Raw genomic sequence first — 16,392 nt, 5'->3', positions numbered from 1 at the left:
GCGTCACAAGCATGGCACGCTCACCCATGGCAGCAGGCTGTGAATTGCTCTAGATTAGGCACCCGATCATGCGACCAAACCTGCACGAGCCGGAAGCTCCGGCCCCTTCCGGACCCCGCCGGGCCTCTTCGCTATCCAACAATAACGCGCTGCATGTCATTCGAGAGACTCCCATGCGTTCATCACGATTCCTACCGTTTGGGTTGACCCTGCTCCTGTCCGCCGCCGGCAATGCTCAGGCAATCGAGCTTTTCAATGGCAAGGTCGCGGTCAACGGCTTTGGCACACTGGGCATCGCCCGAAGCACGGACTCGGACGCCGAGTTCATCCGGGACATTACGCAAAAGAGTGGCACCGCGGGTGACTGGGACGGCGACGTCGACAGTCGCTTCGGGTTGCAGTTGCGCGGAACCCTGACCGACTCACTCGATGCGGTGGTGCAAGGCGTCTCGCGCTACGACCCTACCGGCAGCTACGAACCCAAGCTGACCTGGGCCTTTCTGCGCTACAACCCGGACCCTGCGGTGACGTTGCGCCTCGGTCGGGTGGCGCTCGATACATACATGCTGGCCGACTCCAGAGACGTTGGATATTCGTACCTCTGGGTGCGCCCGCCGGTGGATTACTACGGCACTCGCCACCTTACCCATATCGACGGCGGGGACATCGTACTGCGCCGGCCCCTGGGCGATGGACTGCTGTGGGGCAAGCTGTACGCGGGTCTGGCAGACGAGAAGATCAACTCGGATATCGCCGGCGTGGTGCTCGACGCCGCCGATAGCCGCGTCTACGGCGGGCATATCAACTACGAAATCGGCAGCTGGCGCTGGCAGGCCGGCGTAGGTGCGATCGATTACAGGCTGGAGGCGCCGGAGAGCTACCTTCGAGACCTGGATCAGTTGCAGTTCTTCCTCCCGCAGCTGGCAGATGCGCTCCGCGAATCGGTGGAGCCCACGACCATCCAGATGAGCTCGTTGGGGGTCGCCTACGACCGTGGTCCGCTGCAGATACAGGCCATGCTGGGCCAGTTCAACCGCCCCGGTGACGAGACCGACCTCACCTCGGCGTTCGTTACAGCGGGGTATCGTCTGGAGCCGTTCACGCCGTTCGTTTCCCTGTCCGGTTCACGCACCCGTGGCATACCGCTGAACGAGTTGGGTCTGCCGTCGAACGACAAGGCCGGTCTTACGCAGCAGACGCTATCGCTCGGCGCACGGTATGACGTTGCTCGCAATGTCGCGCTGAAAAGCCAGGTAGACTTCATCAACGTCGATCAGGTCGGCCTGACCTGGCGCCATGTCGACCCTGACTGGGACAAGGACACGACCGTGTTCAGTCTCGCTCTCGATTTCGTTTTCTAGGGGGGAATATGAAGAAATATCCGCTTCTTCTCGCCCTCCTGGCGGTATCGCTCTTGGTGCCGGCCTCGCTACGTGCCGAGCTGGTTGTCATCGCAAACCCGGAATCTCGTGTCAGCGAGCTAACCCGCAGGGAACTGATCAACATCTTCATGGGGCGTTATCGCAAGTTGCCGTCGGGCATCGCTGCATTGCCCGTGGACCTGGGTCCGCTCAGAGCGGAGTTCTACCGGGAGCTGGTCAACAAGGACATGGCCGAGATCAATTCGTACTGGGCCCGGCTGATGTTTTCCGGGCAGGCATCGCCGCCGCTGCAGATCGAAACTGAGAAGGATCTGCTCGACTATGTGCGCCGCAATCCGGGCGCTATAGGATTCGTCGACAGCGCCGAGGTACCGGACGATCTGGTGGTGGTCATGAGCTTCGCGGGTCAACCGGCCCCGTGAAATCTCTGGTCAGGCTGTTTCGCACCCGGCTGGCGCTGCGCAGTGCAGCGCTTACGCTTATTGCGGTCGGTGTTCTGGGTGCCGTGTCGTTGATCGGCGCCATGCTCGTCAGTGAGCGGCGCGAGCGCAACGAACAGCACCAGCGTCTGGAGGAGTTGCTCGACACCGTCGAGCGTACGGTCCAGATCGCCTGTTTTCTGGATAACCGCGATCTGGCGGCCGAAGTGGCCAGCGGCCTCATCAGCAATGGCGTGGTCGGCAGGGTACAGATCGTGCAGGCGGGGGCGGTCATGCTCGAGATGGGTACTGCCCAGGCTCAGGCAGCCAGCCCACTTGAACGGTCGGTCATGTCACCGTTCGTGGACGATGAAGAAGTCTGCCGCATCGTGCTCACGCCCAATGTCGAGCAGATACGGCAGTCGGTATATGAAGCCTCCCTGTTTACCGCTGTGCTGCTCATCCTGCAGTTGCTCGGTATCGGCGCGGCCGTGGTCTGGGTAATCGTTCGGCTGGTCACCCGGCCGATCCGGGACGTGTCGCGTCGTCTGCGCGAACTGGACGGGGAGAGCGGCGAGAAGCTGGTGGTGCCCCCTGGCAACGAGCGCGACGAATTGGGCCGGCTGGTCATGAGCGTCAACTCAATGATTGACCGGTTGGTCTCCTCGCTTCGGGGCGAGCGTGAGTTGCGCGTGCAAAGGGAAATCGAGGAGCGACGCTTCAGAACCATCTTCGACAACGTCGAGACCGGTATCTTCGAGGTCGACAGGGCAGGCCGACTGTCATCGGCCAACCCCGCGTTCAAGCGCATGTTCGGTCTCGCTGCGGACATCGACCTTGGTGCGCAGGCAGTGCGGCTCTGTGATTTGTGCGAACTGCCCACAAGTGACGTCGAGGAGGTGCTCGCCACCTGCGAGATGGATCGCAAGGCGCAGCAGCTGGAGGTGCGCATCGGCAGTGACGAGCGCCCGCGCTGGATCGCCATGCTGTTCAATGCCTACGAGCGGGACCGCTACCAGGGGGTCGCCAATGACGTGACCGACCGGCACCTGGCGACCCAGGCCGCCGAAAAGATGGCACTGACCGATTCGCTCACCGGCCTCGGCAACCGCCGCGGCCTGGCTCGTCGCCTGGACCAGGCGCTCAGCCACTTCGAGCTGGATCCTGAACAGCGCTGCGTGCTGATCATGCTTGATCTGGACCGCTTCAAGCAGGCCAACGATACGTTTGGCCACGCGACTGGCGACAGGATCCTGCAGCATGTCGCCGGGCTGCTCAGTGGTCTGGTGCGCAAGGATGACTTCGTGGCGCGCCTGGGCGGCGATGAGTTCGTGGTGTTGCTGCAAGGTCCGGTCAAGCGCGAAGGGCTGGAACAGATGCTGCTGCGCTTCCTTGAGCTGGTCAATCGACCGATTCCTGTAGACGGGGAGCAAACCGCGCAGGTTGGAGCCAGCCTGGGCATCGCCATGCCGGGCGGGGATACCCACAGCGCCGAGGTACTGCTCAGCCATGCGGATGCCGCGATGTATCAGGCCAAGCGTGCCGGACGCAATCGCTATCAGTTCTACGGCGATCCGATCTGAGCGCGCGGCGTACCTACGGTCAACCGGGCTGGGTGCTTCGCCACAATGCTGCGCCCCCGCTGATGCCGGCGGCGTCCGGTTTGATCACTACGCTCTCGGGCAGATCAAGATCGACCAGGCGCGCATTACCCCCCGCGAGAATGATGCTATCCGGGCGCAGGATGCGTTGGAGGATGTCCAGGGCATAATCCAGCCGCGCGTTCCATCGGGTTCTGCCGACGCGCTTGAGCGCCTCATCGCCGAGGTACTGGTCGTAGGTCAGGTTACTGCGAATGGGGTGATGGGCGATTTCCAGATGCGGCATCAGCTCGCCATGCCGGAACCAGGCGGTGCCGAAGCCCGTCCCGAGCGTGATCACCAGCTCCAGACCGGTGCCCTCGATCAGCGCAAATCCCTGCATGTCGGCATCGTTGAGCAATTGTGTCGGCTTCCGCAGTTGCCGGGCGATCGCCTCTTCGAGCGGATAGTCCACCCAGGGCGCGTTCCCCAGATTGGCAGCGGTCAACACGCGGCCATCGCGCACTGCGCCCGGGAAGCCGACCGCGATCCTGTCATAGGCCGGCAACGGCTGTACCAGGTGGCCGACCAGCTCGAGCAGCCTGTCAGGAGGGCAGGGACGGGGCGTCGGCACCCGGACCCGTTCGCACAGCGGCGTACCCCTCTCATCGAGTACCGCGGCCTTGATCGACGTGCCGCCTATATCGATTGCCAGTATTCCGGGGGACATTGGTGCTCCGTGTGGTCAGCTCACGCCGGTGGGGCCATCCAGTACGATGCGTACCTTCCTGGCCAGATCGCCCGGCATGTAGGGCTTTGAAATGACATCGAATTCCGTACCGCCGAGATCGGTGCGTTCGATCGAGTTTTCAGCATAGCCCGTCGTCAGCAGAACCTTGATCTTCGGCTTGCGCCGGCGGACTTCTCGAGCGAGCATCACTCCGTTCATGCCGCCCGGCATGATCAGGTCGGTGAAGAGCAGGTCGAAGTGCCTGCCCTGATCGAGAATGGCCAGCGCTTCCCGGGCGTTCAGGGCAATGTCCGACTGATAACCGTAATCTTCCAGCACCATCCGGGCGAGCTCTGCCACGTCCGGACGGTCCTCGACGATCAGGACGGTTTCCTGTCCGTTTCGGTCTTCCGGTCGAGACTCCGCGCCCTTGGCCGAGACGCTGCTGTCATCAGCCGGGAAATACAGCCGCACGGTGGTGCCGACGCCTTCTTCCGAATAGATGCGTGCACTGCCACCGGATTGTTTGACGAACCCGTACACCATCGACAGGCCCAGTCCGGTGCCTTTGCCTTCTTCCTTGGTGGTGAAGAAGGGATCCATCACCCGATCGCGGATGCTCGAGGGCATGCCGGAACCGTTGTCGGTGATTGCCAGACTGACGTAGCGTCCGGGCATCAGTCCATCGTAGGACATGCTGGCCAGGTCACTGACCACGATGTTCCGTGTCTCGATGCTGACCGAGGGCTGCTGACGGCCTGACAGCGCATCGCGGGCGTTGAGCAGCACGTTGAGCAGAGCGACCTCCGCCTGCGTCGGGTCGATGCGGCAGTTCCACAGGTCAGTTGCCAGCGCCGTACGCAGTTCGACGCCGGGCAGCGTGCGCTCGGCCATTTCGTCGGCGTTGCGGATCAGCGTGTTGAGATTCAGGACCCGACCTTCCAGCTTCTGCTTGCGTGAAAAGGCGAGCAATTGCTGTGTCAGCGTGCTGGCTCGTTCGGCTGCCGCCTTGGCATGGCTGGCGCTGCGCACCAGTCGCTCCTGCTCGAAGTGAGGCTTGGACGCGGTACGCTGAATGATGTCGATGTAGCCCATCATGACCTGCAGCAGATTATTGAAGTCATGGGCTATGCCGCCGGTGAGCTGCCCCAGGGCTTCCATTTTCTGTGCCTGGCGCAAGGCTTCTTCAGCGTCGCGCCGACGGCTGACATCCAGCTGCGAAGCGAAGAAGTAGATCAGCTCGCCGTCATCGTTGTATACCGGCGAAATGAACAGGGCGTTCCAGAATGTCGAGCCATCCTTGCGGTAGTTGATGATTTCGACAGAGATTTCTTCACGGGCCTCGATCGCCTCGCGAATACTGGCGACCACGCTGCGGTCGGTCTCGGGCCCCTGCAGGAATCGGCAATTGTGCCCGAGAATTTCAGCAGGACGGTACCCGGTCATTTCGACGAAGGCGTTGTTCGCGAAAATGATCGGGTTGTCGTCCTGGTTGGGGTCGGTGACGATCATCGGCATGCGCGTCGTTTCGACGGCGGCGAAGAAGATGTCCTTTCCGGGCTTGGTGATGTCCAGTGGGGAAGAGGAGTTGTCAACGCGGGTATTGGCGGGTTTGAAATCGTCGGACAAGATTGCGTTCTCGAGCTTGGACGTCAGGGAAAGGATCGGCGATGGGGCGATAGTCTAGGCAAGCGCAAAAACTTTTTCCACGCAGGGAGCGTCTCGTGTCCGTGTCGGGCGTCATCCTGCCTGGTTATGCCGCACGATCACCGCCTATGCGGTGGCGCACATGACATGTCTTTTGGCTGATACAGCCTTTGGTCGATGGCAGGTGCCGTCTACGCTGGAGCGCGACAATCATAACAAGGATCATCCCATGCCCCGCCTCACGCTCGCCGGCCTGACGCTGCTCACATTGGCAGCCTCCCAGGTTCATGCCCAGCCGACGCTGCCACCACCCGAGTCGGTGCGTCTGGACCAACTGCGACTGATGCAGGGGTTCCCGCCGCCAGCGGACAAGCAGGTGACGGCGGCGACCTTTCTCAGTCAGTACCCGCAGATCCGCTGGGCTTTCCACCATATGCGTGAGCTGATTCCCACGCGCGCCATTCCCAGGGGCAACGGCGGCGTGGCCGAGTTGCCGCGCGGTGAGGACCTGACCAAGGCTATCGAGGCCATGCGCTTCGAGGGGCCGGACGGGGAAATGACCTTTGCCGAGTATCTGGAAAAGACCTACGCCGACGCCACCATCGTGCTCAAGGATGGCAAGGTCGTTTATGAGTCCTACCACGAAGGGATGCCGGACGATCATCCGCACATCATGTGGTCGATGACCAAGTCCTTTGCCGGGCTGTTGGCCACGCAACTGATCGAAGAGGGCGTGCTCGACGCAGAGGCGCAAATCACCGATTACCTGCCGGAGCTTGCCGAGAGCGGATGGAACGGTGCGACGCTGCAGCAGCTGCTGAACATGACCGCGGACATCGATTACAGCGAAATCTACGCCAACGCCGATTCCGATGTGGTCAAGTACGCTCTGGCCGCCGGCATGATGCCGGCCCCGGAGGGCTACGCCGGGCACCGTGATCTGTACAGCTATCTGCCTACTATCGGGCCGGTTGAGGAACACGGGCGGTACTTCCGTTATCGCACGGTGCATACCGAGGTGCTCGGCTGGATACTGCGCCGGGCGACCGGCAAGCACATGGCCGAACTGATCAGCGAGCGGATCTGGCGCAAGCTCGGCGCCGAGCATGACGCGTACATTCTGCTTGACCGCAATGGCACCGAATGGGCCGGTGCTGGCATGAACGCCACGCTACGCGACCTGGCCCGCTTCGGCGAGATGATGCGCCGCGAGGGCGAGTTCAACGGGCAGCGCATCGTCAGCCAGGCGGTGGTACGCAGCATTCTAGAAGGCGCCGACCGGGAAGCCTTCAAGGCCTCGGGGCGCGACTATCAGCCCGGTTACTCCTACCGCAACCAGTGGTGGATCAGCCACAACGATGACGGTGCCTACGAGGCGCTGGGTGTGCACGGCCAGATGATTCATGTGAACCCGGCGGCAGGGCTGGTCGTGGTGCGGCTTTCATCTCACCCGGTAGCGACTACCGGACAGACCTTCCCCATGACGCGTCCGGCATTACAGGCACTGGCTCAGCTGCTGCGCTAGACCGGATGCCGGGCTAGTCGTCGCTGTCCAGCGCGTCGAGCATCTCGCGCGGCACGTCGCGGCGATGGGCCAGGCTGGTATCGCCGGTGTCGGGATGAAAGACAATGACCACCTCGCGCCGCTCGATCTGCCGGCGCAGGCGCTCGACCCGCTGTTCGAGCGATGCCTCGTAACCATTGTCGGTGCCGTCGCGGGTGACGAAGTCTTCCAGCAGGCGTTGCAGCGTCTCGGTGTCGAGCAGCTCGTGGGGTATCAGCATGGGTCTACTTCCCGGATGACCAGTACGAAGGGTGGTCCGCGCAATGCTACACTGCCGGGCCTGTCGAGTTGAACCAGGCCGTCATGATCACCGATCCGCTGTTCTATCTGTGCGCCATCCCTGCCGTGCTGTTCTATGGCATTGCCAAGGGCGGCTTCGGCGGCAACATCGCGATCCTCTCTGTGCCCCTGATGGCGCTGGTGATCTCCCCGCAGAAAGCGGCGGCGATCCTGTTGCCGATTCTCTGCGTGATGGATCTGGTGGCGCTGCGCACCTTTCGTGGCCGCTGGGACGCACCCAACCTGCGCATCATCATTCCCGCTTCACTGGTCGGCGTGGTGCTGGGTGCGCTGACCTTCCGCGTGCTCAACGATGCCCATATTCAGGTGATGATCGGCGCCATCGCGGTGATCTTTGTGCTGAATATCTGGCTCAGACGCAGCGTGCCGCCACCGCAAGGCGTGAGCCGGATGCGAGGTGGGTTCTGGGGGATGGTCTCGGGGTTCACCAGCTTCGGCATTCACGCCGGCGGCCCGCCGATCAACATCTACCTGTTGCCGCAGCGGATGGAAAAAACCATTCTCATGGGCACCATCGCGGTGTTCTTTACCGTGGTCAATCTGGCCAAGGTACCGGCGTATGTGTACCTGGGCCAGTTCACCTCGGATAACCTGCTGACCTCACTGGTGCTCTTGCCACTGGCGCCCATAGGCGTGCGGATGGGCTTCTGGATGTTGCAGAAGACCAACGAGCAGCTGATATACAAGCTCTGCTACATCTTCCTGTTCATCACCGGCGGCAAGCTGCTGTACGAGGGCATCCTGACGCTGACGGCTGCCTGATCAGTTGCGCTTGCCGCCGCGAATGAGCTCTCTGAGCAGAAAGCGCGACGGGTGAACCGCCTCACTGACGGGCCTTGGCAGGGGAAGCGGTTCGCCGTCCAGCCAGGCCGCGATGAGCTCCCCACTCAGCGGCGCACTCAGCAGTCCGCGCGAGCCGTGCGCGGCGTTGACATACAAGCCGTCCAGCCAGGCCGCCGGGGTGTCGATCCGGCGTGCGGCATCCTTGCGGAGGATGGCGTAGTGCTGATTGAACGCTTCCGGATCGACCACCGGGCCGATTACCGGCAGATAGTCCGGCGTCGTGCAGCGCAGCGCCGCGCGGGCCTGCAGACTCGCCGGGTCGAGTGAGTGCGCCTCGACAGCGTCGGCGAACGCCGCGGAGAGGCTGGGCAACAGTTCCAGGTTGGAACGGCTTTCTTCAACGCTCGGGTCGCAATCGAGCCGATCGAAGCGAAAGCTGGCGCCGACATGGTGCTCCCCGCCGCGAGCCGGCGACACGTAACCCTCGGCACACAACACGCTGCGTAGCGAGCGGCTGGCCTCGGTAGCGGGCAGGTGGGTGATCTGGCCACGGATCGCCTTGAGGGGCAGATGCGCAGTCTGCTGGAAGTGTCGGCTATCTGCTGCCGCGCAGACGACCACCACCGACGCGCTGGCAATCGGCGCGGCACTGGCAGAAGTGGCGGTCCACCGGTCCGACTGCTGATCCAGGCGCATGGCTTCGTGACACGTGAGCAGGCTGATGTTGGGATGATCCAGCAGGGCGCGACACAGCGCCGGGGGGTGTACCCAGCCGCCGCCAGGAAAATGCAGACCATTGCGATCGACCCGGATGCCAGCCAGTTCGCTGGCCTGAGCGCTATCGACCCAGCGCAGGAACGAAGCCGGGTAGCCATTGGCGGCGATGGCTCGCAACCGCGTTTCCTCCTTCTCATCCGCCGCCAGCTGCAGGATGCCACATGGGTCCCAGCCCGATTCGCCTTGCCGCAGTCGTTCGCGCAAGAGCCGCAGGCAATAGGCGTAGCTGGTCTGCACGAAGCGCGACAGCGGCGTCGGGTGGGCCGAGAGCTTGCAGTACAGAATGCCCTGGGGATTGCCGGACGCTTCCTGCGCCTCACCGGCGTGACGCTCGATCACGCTGACCGTCCAGCCACGCTGGGCCAGGGCGAAGGCCGTGCTGCAGCCTGCCAGCCCGGCGCCGATGACCAGGGCGCTGCGCTCGCCAGAAGGGCGAAGGGGGCGGGCGTACCAGGGCGGGCTCCAGGTAGATTCGTCCACCTGTTCCAGCTGGCCGGCAAGCATCTCCCGCTTGCGGCCGTACCCTTTTACTTTCTGCATGGCAAAGCCGGCCGCCTGCAGGCCCCGGCGCACCTCGCCAACGCTGGTAAAGGTCGCCACCGTCGCGCCAGGCGCGGAAAGACCTGCCATCAGCTGATACAGCTGGGGCTGCCACATCTGCGGGTTCTTCGCCGGAGCGAAGCCATCGAGAAACCAGGCGTCCACCGCTGCATCGAGTTGCGGCAAGGTGTCCAGCAGATCGCCTATCAGCAGCGTCAGGGTCACGCGCCCGCCATCGAAACAGAAGCGCTGCCATCCACTGGCCATATCCTCGTATTGGGCGAGCAACTGCTCCGACCAGTGACGAAGCTCCGGCCACAGCGCCAGAGCGCGCTGCAGGTCCTGTAGCGCAAGCGGGAATTTCTCGGTGCTGACGAAGTGCAAGCGGCAACCCTCTGCCGCGCTCTGATCCCATAGCTGCCAGGCGCAGAGAAAGTTCAAGCCGGTGCCGAAACCTGTTTCGGCAATGCAGAACGCATCGCCTGGACCGAGTGCTGCCCAGCGCTCATGCAGCCGATTGTGGTGGAGGAATACGTGGCGCGTTTCTTCCAGACCTGACTCGCGGGAAAAGTAGACGTCACCAAACGCAGCGGAAAACGGCTGGCCGTCGTCTGTCCAGGTCAGGTCTGCTTGGGGTGGGGAAGAGGTCACAGCGGCTCCGCCGAAATCGATCGGCGCTTATTGTAACGCCAACTGCCGGCGTCAACGTACCGCGGAGAATCAGCTCATGTTGGGAAGAATGAGCAGCAGCCAGGTTGCGAGAAATACCAGCGCCACCGTCGACCATTTGGCTTTCGGGAATCGTTTCATAACGTACCTTGTTGTTCTTGTTTGGGGCGGCTTGCTCAGCCGCCGGCACATCCAGTCCGTCAAATCATCCTTCAGACACCAACCCGGTGCCTCTCAATCCGGATGAACGCATAACGCCCAGGTATAGCGTGGGAGTCAGCTGCCACAGATCCGTTCCATCATCGTAGATGTCATTCGGACGATCTATTAGATGAATTGGCTACAACGACCGCGACCATTGTCGCCATCCACTATGACGACGCCGTGACGCTGCAGTGGTCGCGGCGATTATCGAACAACGACGGGGACAAATCCACGGATGGCCTTTGGCTGGCATGCGCGGGCAGTCAGGGCTGCGGGCCGTGAAGCCGATCTGTTCGCGCCGCCATGATCGCATCGTTGCGCAGCACGCCGCCTCTGGAATGCGTCCACCAGGATACGGTTACCTTGCCCCATTCAGTCAGCAAGGCAGGATGGTGGTCGTGGGTCTCGGCGAGCTCGCCAACGCGGTTGGTGAACCCCAGCGCCCCGGCGAAGTCGGCGAAGGTGTACGTGCGCACCAGTCGCGCCACGCCTTCGGTCTCGACGAGTTGCCAACCGGGCAGTTCGCCAAGCAGCGTTCTGATTTCGTCGCGATCCAGTGGTCGCAGCGCGTTCTGTTCAAGGGTGTCGTCGGCGAGGGCCATGGGTACAGTCCGTTTATGAGCGTCCAGTGAGCGTAGCAGTTCGTGCAAGCGGTACTGCTGCGGTGGGTTTCAGCGGTATCATCATCACTTTTCGGCAGCGGAGGCGTGATGGCGCGTAAATGGTGGGCAAGGGCGTTGCGGTTCATGGGCTGGCGCCCCGATAACACCTCGCACCAGGAAAAGCTCATCTCCGCGGTTGGCGCCACGCTGTCGCTGCTGCTGGTTTACTGGGTGACGCACCTGGGGCTGGCAGGTGAAGGCGCCCTCTGGGTGACCGGGTCAATGGGTGCGAGCGCCGTGCTGGTGTTTGCCATGCCACACGGCGTGCTCTCCCAGCCCTGGTCCGTCATTGGCGGGCATGTGGTGTCTGCCGCCTTCGGTGTCGCGTGCCTGCTCTGGTTGCCGCCTGGGCCCTGGGTCGCTGCGCTGGCAGTTGGCGGCAGCATCGTGCTGATGATGTACGCCCGCTGCCTGCACCCACCCGGTGGCGCGACGGCGATGATTGCGGTCCTCGGTGGTCCCGCGATCGAGTCGTCCGGTTTTGGCTTCGTGTTCTACCCAATTCTGCTCGATGCAGCGGTGATCATCGCCGCAGGCATGCTGTTCAACGGTCTTTTCGCGTGGCGGCGGTATCCGCTGGCGCTATCGCGCTTCGAGGTCAGCCGGGCGCCGGGTATCGCGCCGGAGGACTTCCAGCACGCCCTCAAGCAGATGAACCTCTACACCGATATCGAATTCGACGATCTGCTCAAGGTGATGGACCTAGCCGGCAAGCATGCCCGCGCTGAGGGCCTGAATGATCGCGACCTGTTCGAGGAGGCCTTCTACAGCAACGGCCTGCCGGGTGAGAACTGGTCGGTGCGGCAACTCACGCAGATTGTCCATACCCGGCCGGGGCGCGCGGGCCGGGTGCGCTATAGAATAGTCAAGGGCAAGGGCGAGGGCGGCAACGGCATCGCCAAGACCACGGAATTCCTGCGCTGGGCTCGTTATCAGGTCGAGCAGACCGAAAACGGCTGGCATCGCATCCCGCCGAAGGCACCTGCAGAGCAGCCTGCAACCAAGGTCTAACCCCGATCATACATAGGTCGTATGGCCGCAGGGGTGACCGAGGCGGAGACTACGGGCATGGTCTAGGAGCATCAGAGCGTGCTGGCGACGCTGGCATGGTCAACGTGCAGCTCCCCCGATAGCGGCTCCAGAGCTCTCGTTCGCCGCCGCCCCGCAAGGGCCGGCGGCTTTTTTATGTCCTGACGCATCACCGCTTCCTTTACCCGCTGTAGGAGCGGACCTGGCCGCGAAGAAGCATGCACGCAGCCCCTTTGCACCCAGAATCTCTCCGCTCTCTCTCCCCGTAGGAGCGGGCATGACCGCGAAGAAGAATGCACGCAACCCTTCGCGCCCAGATGCGCTCCTACATCAAAACCCCAGGCCAGCCGGCCCCGTTGCCCAAGCTCACCAATACAGTTCCCCCCGTCACCGCCGCCTCATCTGTGCCTATCGACACCCCCATCCGAGCCCTACAATAGTGCAGTCCGACACACCTCTTCCCTCGAGTCCCTCCATGCATATCACTTCCGGCCGCTGGGTTTACGGTTTCCTGCTGGCGCTGACCACCACCATGCTCTGGGGCGTACTCCCGATCATGCTCAAGGAAGTACTCAGCGGCATGGACCCGTACACGGTTACCTGGTACCGCTTGTTCAGTGCAGGCATCGTGCTGTTCATCTGGCTCGCCGCCCGCGGCAAGCTGCCCTCGGTTCGTGCGCTGTCGACCACCAACCGCTGGCTGCTGGTCGTGGCCATCCTCGGGCTGGCCTGCAATTACGTGCTGTACCTGATGGCGCTGAACCGCCTGACGCCCGGCACCATGCAGCTGATGATCCAGACCGCGCCGATCATGCTCATGCTCGGCAGCATGCTGGTGTTCCGCGAACGCTTCGGCATTGGCCAGTTGATCGGCCTGCTCACACTGCTGGTCGGCTTCGGGCTGTTCTTCAACCAGCGCCTGGAAGAACTCTTTACCCAGCTCACCGACTACACCCTCGGCATCCTGATCACCCTGGCGGCCGCGTTCACCTGGGCGCTGTATGGCCTGGCGCAGAAGCAACTGCTGAGCATCTGGTCGTCGGTCACTGTCATGATGGTGATCTACCTTGCGTGCTCGGTGCTGCTGTTTCCGCTGGCCTCGCCGCTCCAGGTGCTCGAGCTGACCCCATTGCAAGGCTGGTTCCTCGTCGGCTGCTGCCTCAACACATTGGTCGCCTACGGCGCTTTTGCCGAAGCACTCGCTCACTGGGAAGCATCGCGCGTCAGCGCTACCATCGCGACGACGCCCTTGTTCACCTTCAGCATGGTCGCGCTGGGCGCGATGATCTGGCCGGGCGTGGTAAAACCGGAGCTGCTCAACAGTCTGGCCTATCTCGGCGCGCTGCTGGTCGTCAGCGGATCAGCGCTGATCGCACTGGCGCCGAGCCTGATCCAGAACCTGCGCAACCGCCGCTTGCGGCGCGTCGCTGAAGCCCCGCCGCCACCGGCCAGCTGAGGCTAACAGGCAATGGTATCTGCCACCCGAATAGGTGATTGGGTTGGCAATTGGAAAAGCCGTAGCGCTGTAATATGCTCGATCACAGGCCAGGGACGCCTTCGACATACCCGCCTCACGGCACGGACAGCCGTTTCCTTCCCCAGCCAAATTTACGGATGTTCGCGATGCCCGTCAGCGCAGGGTAGGGCGGTAGCATGTCTGACGCCAGTCAGCCCAGCGGGCTCTGTACCCCGGCGAAGGCCTGACCGAGCACATGGGTATAGATCTGTGTGGTGCGTACATCCGAATGGCCCAGAAGCGTTTGTACGGTACGAATGTCACTGCCGCGCTTGAGCAACTCGGTGGCAAAGGTATGGCGGAATGTATGGCAGCTAGCGGGCTTGGTCACCGAGGATCTCCGCACAGCCGCCCGCACAGCCTTTTGAACAGAGCTCGCATGCACATGATGGCGGACCATTTCCCCATCGGCATCAAGGCACACGCCGCGAGAGGTGAACAACCACTGCCATTCGAAGGACATGCCTGCGTTGGGGCATTTGCGCTTGAGCGCAAAGGGAAGGCTGACCGGGGACCTGTAGAGCTGCTGCTGATGCCTCCATTCGTAGTGAATCGACTCCGTGTGCCGTTGCAGAGGAACGATCAAGGCGGTGGGCAAGAGCGTGGTCCGGTCCTTTGCACCCTTGCCGTCGCGTACCGTGATCACGTTGCGGTCGAAGTCCAGGTCCTTTACCCGGAGCCGCGCAGCTTCAACCACGCGCAAGCCGGCGCCGTACATAAGCGATGCCAAAAGCCGATACGGCTCGTGCAGCAGCCCGATGACCTCCATCGCTTCGGCATGGGTAAACACGGTGGGAATGCGACCGGGACGTTTCACCCGAACCACATCGCCGATCTCCCCGAGCGGTGTCTCCAGCACCCGAGCGTAGAGAAACACAATGGCGTTCAACGCCTGGTTCTGCGTCGCCGCTGCCACGTGGCGCTCGACCGCAAGCCAGGTGAGAAATGCATTCACCTAGCTCGGGCCCATCTCCACCGGATGGCGCATTTTGTGCAAGCGAATGAAATAGCGAATCCAGTACCAATACGACATCTCGGTGCGGATGCTGTAGTGATGCAGACGGATCACCCCACGAAACTGCTCCTGCAGGCGCGGCGCGGAAGAGGGTTGGCTCATACCGAATCCTCTGCTGTATGGACGTACAGTAGTATTAAAATCAGAAAATGTGGAAGTCAAGCGATTACGGCCAATGGTGTGACGCGGTCGATAGGTCGTTGATTCGAGTGCTTTTTGGATGAGCCCTCATTGCCGGGAGGGTGGAGTTATCGAGAAGCAACCAATATGCAATATGATGGAATTCCATCTAATCACTGTTAAGCATTCATAGCCATGATCACTAGAGAGCAAGCTGAAGAGTTGGTATCCAGGCAGGTATGTGGCCCGCATGAATGGTTGACTCCTGACGATGAGATTGTGATAGTCGATAGCGCAACCATAGAAAAGTCTTGGGGTTGGGTATTCTTTTATACCTCTAAAAAATGGAGCGAGACAGGGGATATACAGTATGCCATGGCCGGAAACGCCCCCGTCATTGTCGAGCGCGATACAGCAAAACTAATAGAAACCGGTACGGCTTATAGCGCTGAGCATTACATCGACCGTTATGAGCTGACGGGTGATCCACATGGTTAACAATCGCAGGCACAGGGACAAAATTTCCGCTGCGCTACAATTTTGCGCGTGCTGCGGGCGTTAAAAAACCATGGAAAAAACCGAGCTGATATTCAACTTATTCCTGTTCCTCTGCGCTGTCCAACTTCTATTTCCGGTGCTAGCAGGAAAGATCAAGAGGCGCTTCCGAGAACTTGGCTACCGGATGAACTCTGAGCCCATATGGTCGATGTTCAATGTCTCAAAATTTTGGGCTGAAGCGCGCAGCAAATATGAAGAGTTTCAGGACCCATTGATTACGAAGTGGCTTAAGCTTCGGACGGCTTGGTGGGGGCTTGCGATTGCCACATTTGCGTGCGTCTTGTTAGTTGGTTTTTAACAAATAGCTCAATCACGTTGCGGGCCTTCGGCCCTCCACCGGACGCCCTTCTCAGGGCGCCGCTTAGCTTGTCGTTAAATGTATATGAATATCGAGCCGTTTTTTGACAAGCACACTGATGCGTTGATTTCTGAGCTACAGGAGCTGATCTCTAGAGGTTTGCCTGATGGTGTTAGGTGTATTCAGGTAATGGTATTCAGAGAATCTTTACCTAGCGTACCGTTTAGGGTTTATTTCCTAAATAGGTTTCAAGGCTCTGCCAAAGGCATTAAACCCTTTGAGCTGTTAACCAAAATTGGTGCCCTCATCGATGATGAGGAGTATGTATCCAGAGAAGATGCTATATGCGATTGTCTTGAGCTAGAAAATGAGAGTGATCAAGACTCTTGCATGGACTCCGTGTATGAAAAATACGACGCCGAAAATCTGCTTGCAGCAAAGTGGCTTGCAAGTTGTTGGCAAAAAGCCGGGGGCTCAGAGCTCTCTGTTCCAGCCTTTGTCGTCGAAGAAGATTTTCAATTTAATCCTATCAATTTAAAAACAGGCCAACCCGTAAAACACATGGCTGAGTACAACGGCGTATTCGATGGGTAGCCAGA

At 61.2% G+C, this 16,392-nt stretch carries 14 protein-coding genes and 1 pseudogene; 9 read left to right on the top strand and 6 right to left on the bottom strand.

What is annotated here, in order from left to right; genetic code table 11:
• The first annotated feature begins 173 nt into the window (after positions 1–173).
• The 3 genes from KEM63_RS11305 to KEM63_RS11295 are packed head-to-tail and all read left to right on the top strand — an operon-like array spanning position 174 to position 3,384.
• Entirely contained in the window at positions 174–1,361 is a 1,188-nt protein-coding gene (locus tag KEM63_RS11305) for a porin (RefSeq protein ID WP_223651716.1), read from the top strand.
• Positions 1,362–1,369: 8 nt separating this feature from the next.
• Entirely contained in the window at positions 1,370–1,804 is a 435-nt protein-coding gene (locus tag KEM63_RS11300) for a type 2 periplasmic-binding domain-containing protein (protein WP_223651714.1), read from the top strand.
• A complete protein-coding gene (locus tag KEM63_RS11295) occupies positions 1,801–3,384 on the top strand; it encodes a sensor domain-containing diguanylate cyclase (RefSeq protein WP_223651712.1) in 1,584 nt (527 codons plus the stop codon). Before KEM63_RS11300 ends, KEM63_RS11295 begins: the two co-directional genes overlap by 4 nt.
• Before the next feature lie 19 nt (positions 3,385–3,403).
• On the opposite strand, the gene KEM63_RS11290 is transcribed toward KEM63_RS11295, so the two are convergent.
• Positions 3,404–4,111 (bottom strand): ROK family protein, encoded by a 708-nt coding sequence (locus KEM63_RS11290; protein ID WP_223651704.1) that lies wholly within the window; start codon positions 4,109–4,111, stop codon positions 3,404–3,406.
• Between the two features lie 15 nt (positions 4,112–4,126).
• Positions 4,127–5,680: a hybrid sensor histidine kinase/response regulator gene (locus tag KEM63_RS11285; protein WP_423747860.1), complete on the bottom strand. Its 1,554-nt coding sequence runs from the start codon at positions 5,678–5,680 to the stop codon at positions 4,127–4,129.
• Positions 5,681–5,987: 307 nt separating this feature from the next.
• Here KEM63_RS11285 and KEM63_RS11280 point away from each other — a divergent pair, with 307 nt between their 5' ends.
• Positions 5,988–7,283: a serine hydrolase domain-containing protein gene (locus tag KEM63_RS11280; RefSeq protein WP_223651700.1), complete on the top strand. Its 1,296-nt coding sequence runs from the start codon at positions 5,988–5,990 to the stop codon at positions 7,281–7,283.
• Between the two features lie 13 nt (positions 7,284–7,296).
• On the opposite strand, the gene KEM63_RS11275 is transcribed toward KEM63_RS11280, so the two are convergent.
• Entirely contained in the window at positions 7,297–7,542 is a 246-nt protein-coding gene (locus KEM63_RS11275; RefSeq protein WP_223651698.1) for a YheU family protein, read from the bottom strand.
• Positions 7,543–7,625: 83 nt separating this feature from the next.
• Here KEM63_RS11275 and KEM63_RS11270 point away from each other — a divergent pair, with 83 nt between their 5' ends.
• Positions 7,626–8,384 carry a sulfite exporter TauE/SafE family protein gene (locus tag KEM63_RS11270; protein ID WP_223651696.1) on the top strand — a complete coding sequence of 253 codons (759 nt, stop codon included), beginning with the start codon at positions 7,626–7,628 and terminating at the stop codon, positions 8,382–8,384.
• On the opposite strand, the gene mnmC is transcribed toward KEM63_RS11270, so the two are convergent.
• Together mnmC and KEM63_RS11260 are read right to left on the bottom strand one after the other, a co-directional pair.
• Entirely contained in the window at positions 8,385–10,373 is a 1,989-nt protein-coding gene (gene mnmC / locus KEM63_RS11265; protein WP_223651694.1) for a bifunctional tRNA (5-methylaminomethyl-2-thiouridine)(34)-methyltransferase MnmC2/FAD-dependent 5-carboxymethylaminomethyl-2-thiouridine(34) oxidoreductase MnmC1, read from the bottom strand.
• A 485-nt stretch (positions 10,374–10,858) separates the two neighbouring features.
• On the bottom strand, positions 10,859–11,197 hold the full coding sequence (locus tag KEM63_RS11260) for a 4a-hydroxytetrahydrobiopterin dehydratase (RefSeq protein WP_223651692.1): 339 nt from the start codon (positions 11,195–11,197) through the stop codon (positions 10,859–10,861).
• Positions 11,198–11,305: 108 nt separating this feature from the next.
• On the opposite strand from KEM63_RS11260, the gene KEM63_RS11255 reads away from it, so the two are divergent.
• Complete coding sequence (locus tag KEM63_RS11255) at positions 11,306–12,268, top strand: HPP family protein (RefSeq protein WP_223651690.1); 963 nt, start codon at positions 11,306–11,308, stop codon at positions 12,266–12,268.
• A gap of 493 nt (positions 12,269–12,761) precedes the next feature.
• The gene (locus KEM63_RS11250) at positions 12,762–13,742 is read left to right on the top strand and encodes a DMT family transporter (RefSeq protein WP_223651688.1); all 981 of its coding nucleotides are present in this window, start codon (positions 12,762–12,764) and stop codon (positions 13,740–13,742) included.
• A 211-nt stretch (positions 13,743–13,953) separates the two neighbouring features.
• On the opposite strand, the pseudogene KEM63_RS11245 reads toward KEM63_RS11250, so the two are convergent.
• Positions 13,954–14,919 (bottom strand): annotated as a pseudogene (locus tag KEM63_RS11245) (integron integrase).
• Between the two features lie 213 nt (positions 14,920–15,132).
• On the opposite strand from KEM63_RS11245, the gene KEM63_RS11240 reads away from it, so the two are divergent.
• Positions 15,133–15,435, top strand: a complete 303-nt coding sequence (locus KEM63_RS11240) for a YrhB domain-containing protein (protein ID WP_223651687.1) — start codon at positions 15,133–15,135, stop codon at positions 15,433–15,435.
• 436 nt (positions 15,436–15,871) lie between these two features.
• Positions 15,872–16,387 carry a hypothetical protein gene (locus tag KEM63_RS11235; RefSeq protein ID WP_223651685.1) on the top strand — a complete coding sequence of 172 codons (516 nt, stop codon included), beginning with the start codon at positions 15,872–15,874 and terminating at the stop codon, positions 16,385–16,387.
• The last annotated feature ends 5 nt before the right edge of the window (positions 16,388–16,392 follow it).

Source organism: Halopseudomonas nanhaiensis (assembly GCF_020025155.1).
Classification (GTDB): domain Bacteria; phylum Pseudomonadota; class Gammaproteobacteria; order Pseudomonadales; family Pseudomonadaceae; genus Halopseudomonas; species Halopseudomonas nanhaiensis.
This window is presented reverse-complemented; position numbering and strand designations above follow the sequence as displayed.

Coding starts and splice junctions, on each gene's coding strand:
- KEM63_RS11235 (WP_223651685.1), top strand. CDS start 15,872: ATGTATATGAATATCGAGCCGTTTTTTGACAAGCACACTGATGCGTTG.
- KEM63_RS11280 (WP_223651700.1), top strand. CDS start 5,988: ATGCCCCGCCTCACGCTCGCCGGCCTGACGCTGCTCACATTGGCAGCC.
- KEM63_RS11260 (WP_223651692.1), bottom strand. CDS start 11,197: ATGGCCCTCGCCGACGACACCCTTGAACAGAACGCGCTGCGACCACTG.
- KEM63_RS11250 (WP_223651688.1), top strand. CDS start 12,762: ATGCATATCACTTCCGGCCGCTGGGTTTACGGTTTCCTGCTGGCGCTG.
- KEM63_RS11240 (WP_223651687.1), top strand. CDS start 15,133: ATGATCACTAGAGAGCAAGCTGAAGAGTTGGTATCCAGGCAGGTATGT.
- KEM63_RS11275 (WP_223651698.1), bottom strand. CDS start 7,542: ATGCTGATACCCCACGAGCTGCTCGACACCGAGACGCTGCAACGCCTG.
- KEM63_RS11305 (WP_223651716.1), top strand. CDS start 174: ATGCGTTCATCACGATTCCTACCGTTTGGGTTGACCCTGCTCCTGTCC.
- KEM63_RS11300 (WP_223651714.1), top strand. CDS start 1,370: ATGAAGAAATATCCGCTTCTTCTCGCCCTCCTGGCGGTATCGCTCTTG.
- KEM63_RS11290 (WP_223651704.1), bottom strand. CDS start 4,111: ATGTCCCCCGGAATACTGGCAATCGATATAGGCGGCACGTCGATCAAG.
- KEM63_RS11270 (WP_223651696.1), top strand. CDS start 7,626: ATGATCACCGATCCGCTGTTCTATCTGTGCGCCATCCCTGCCGTGCTG.
- KEM63_RS11255 (WP_223651690.1), top strand. CDS start 11,306: ATGGCGCGTAAATGGTGGGCAAGGGCGTTGCGGTTCATGGGCTGGCGC.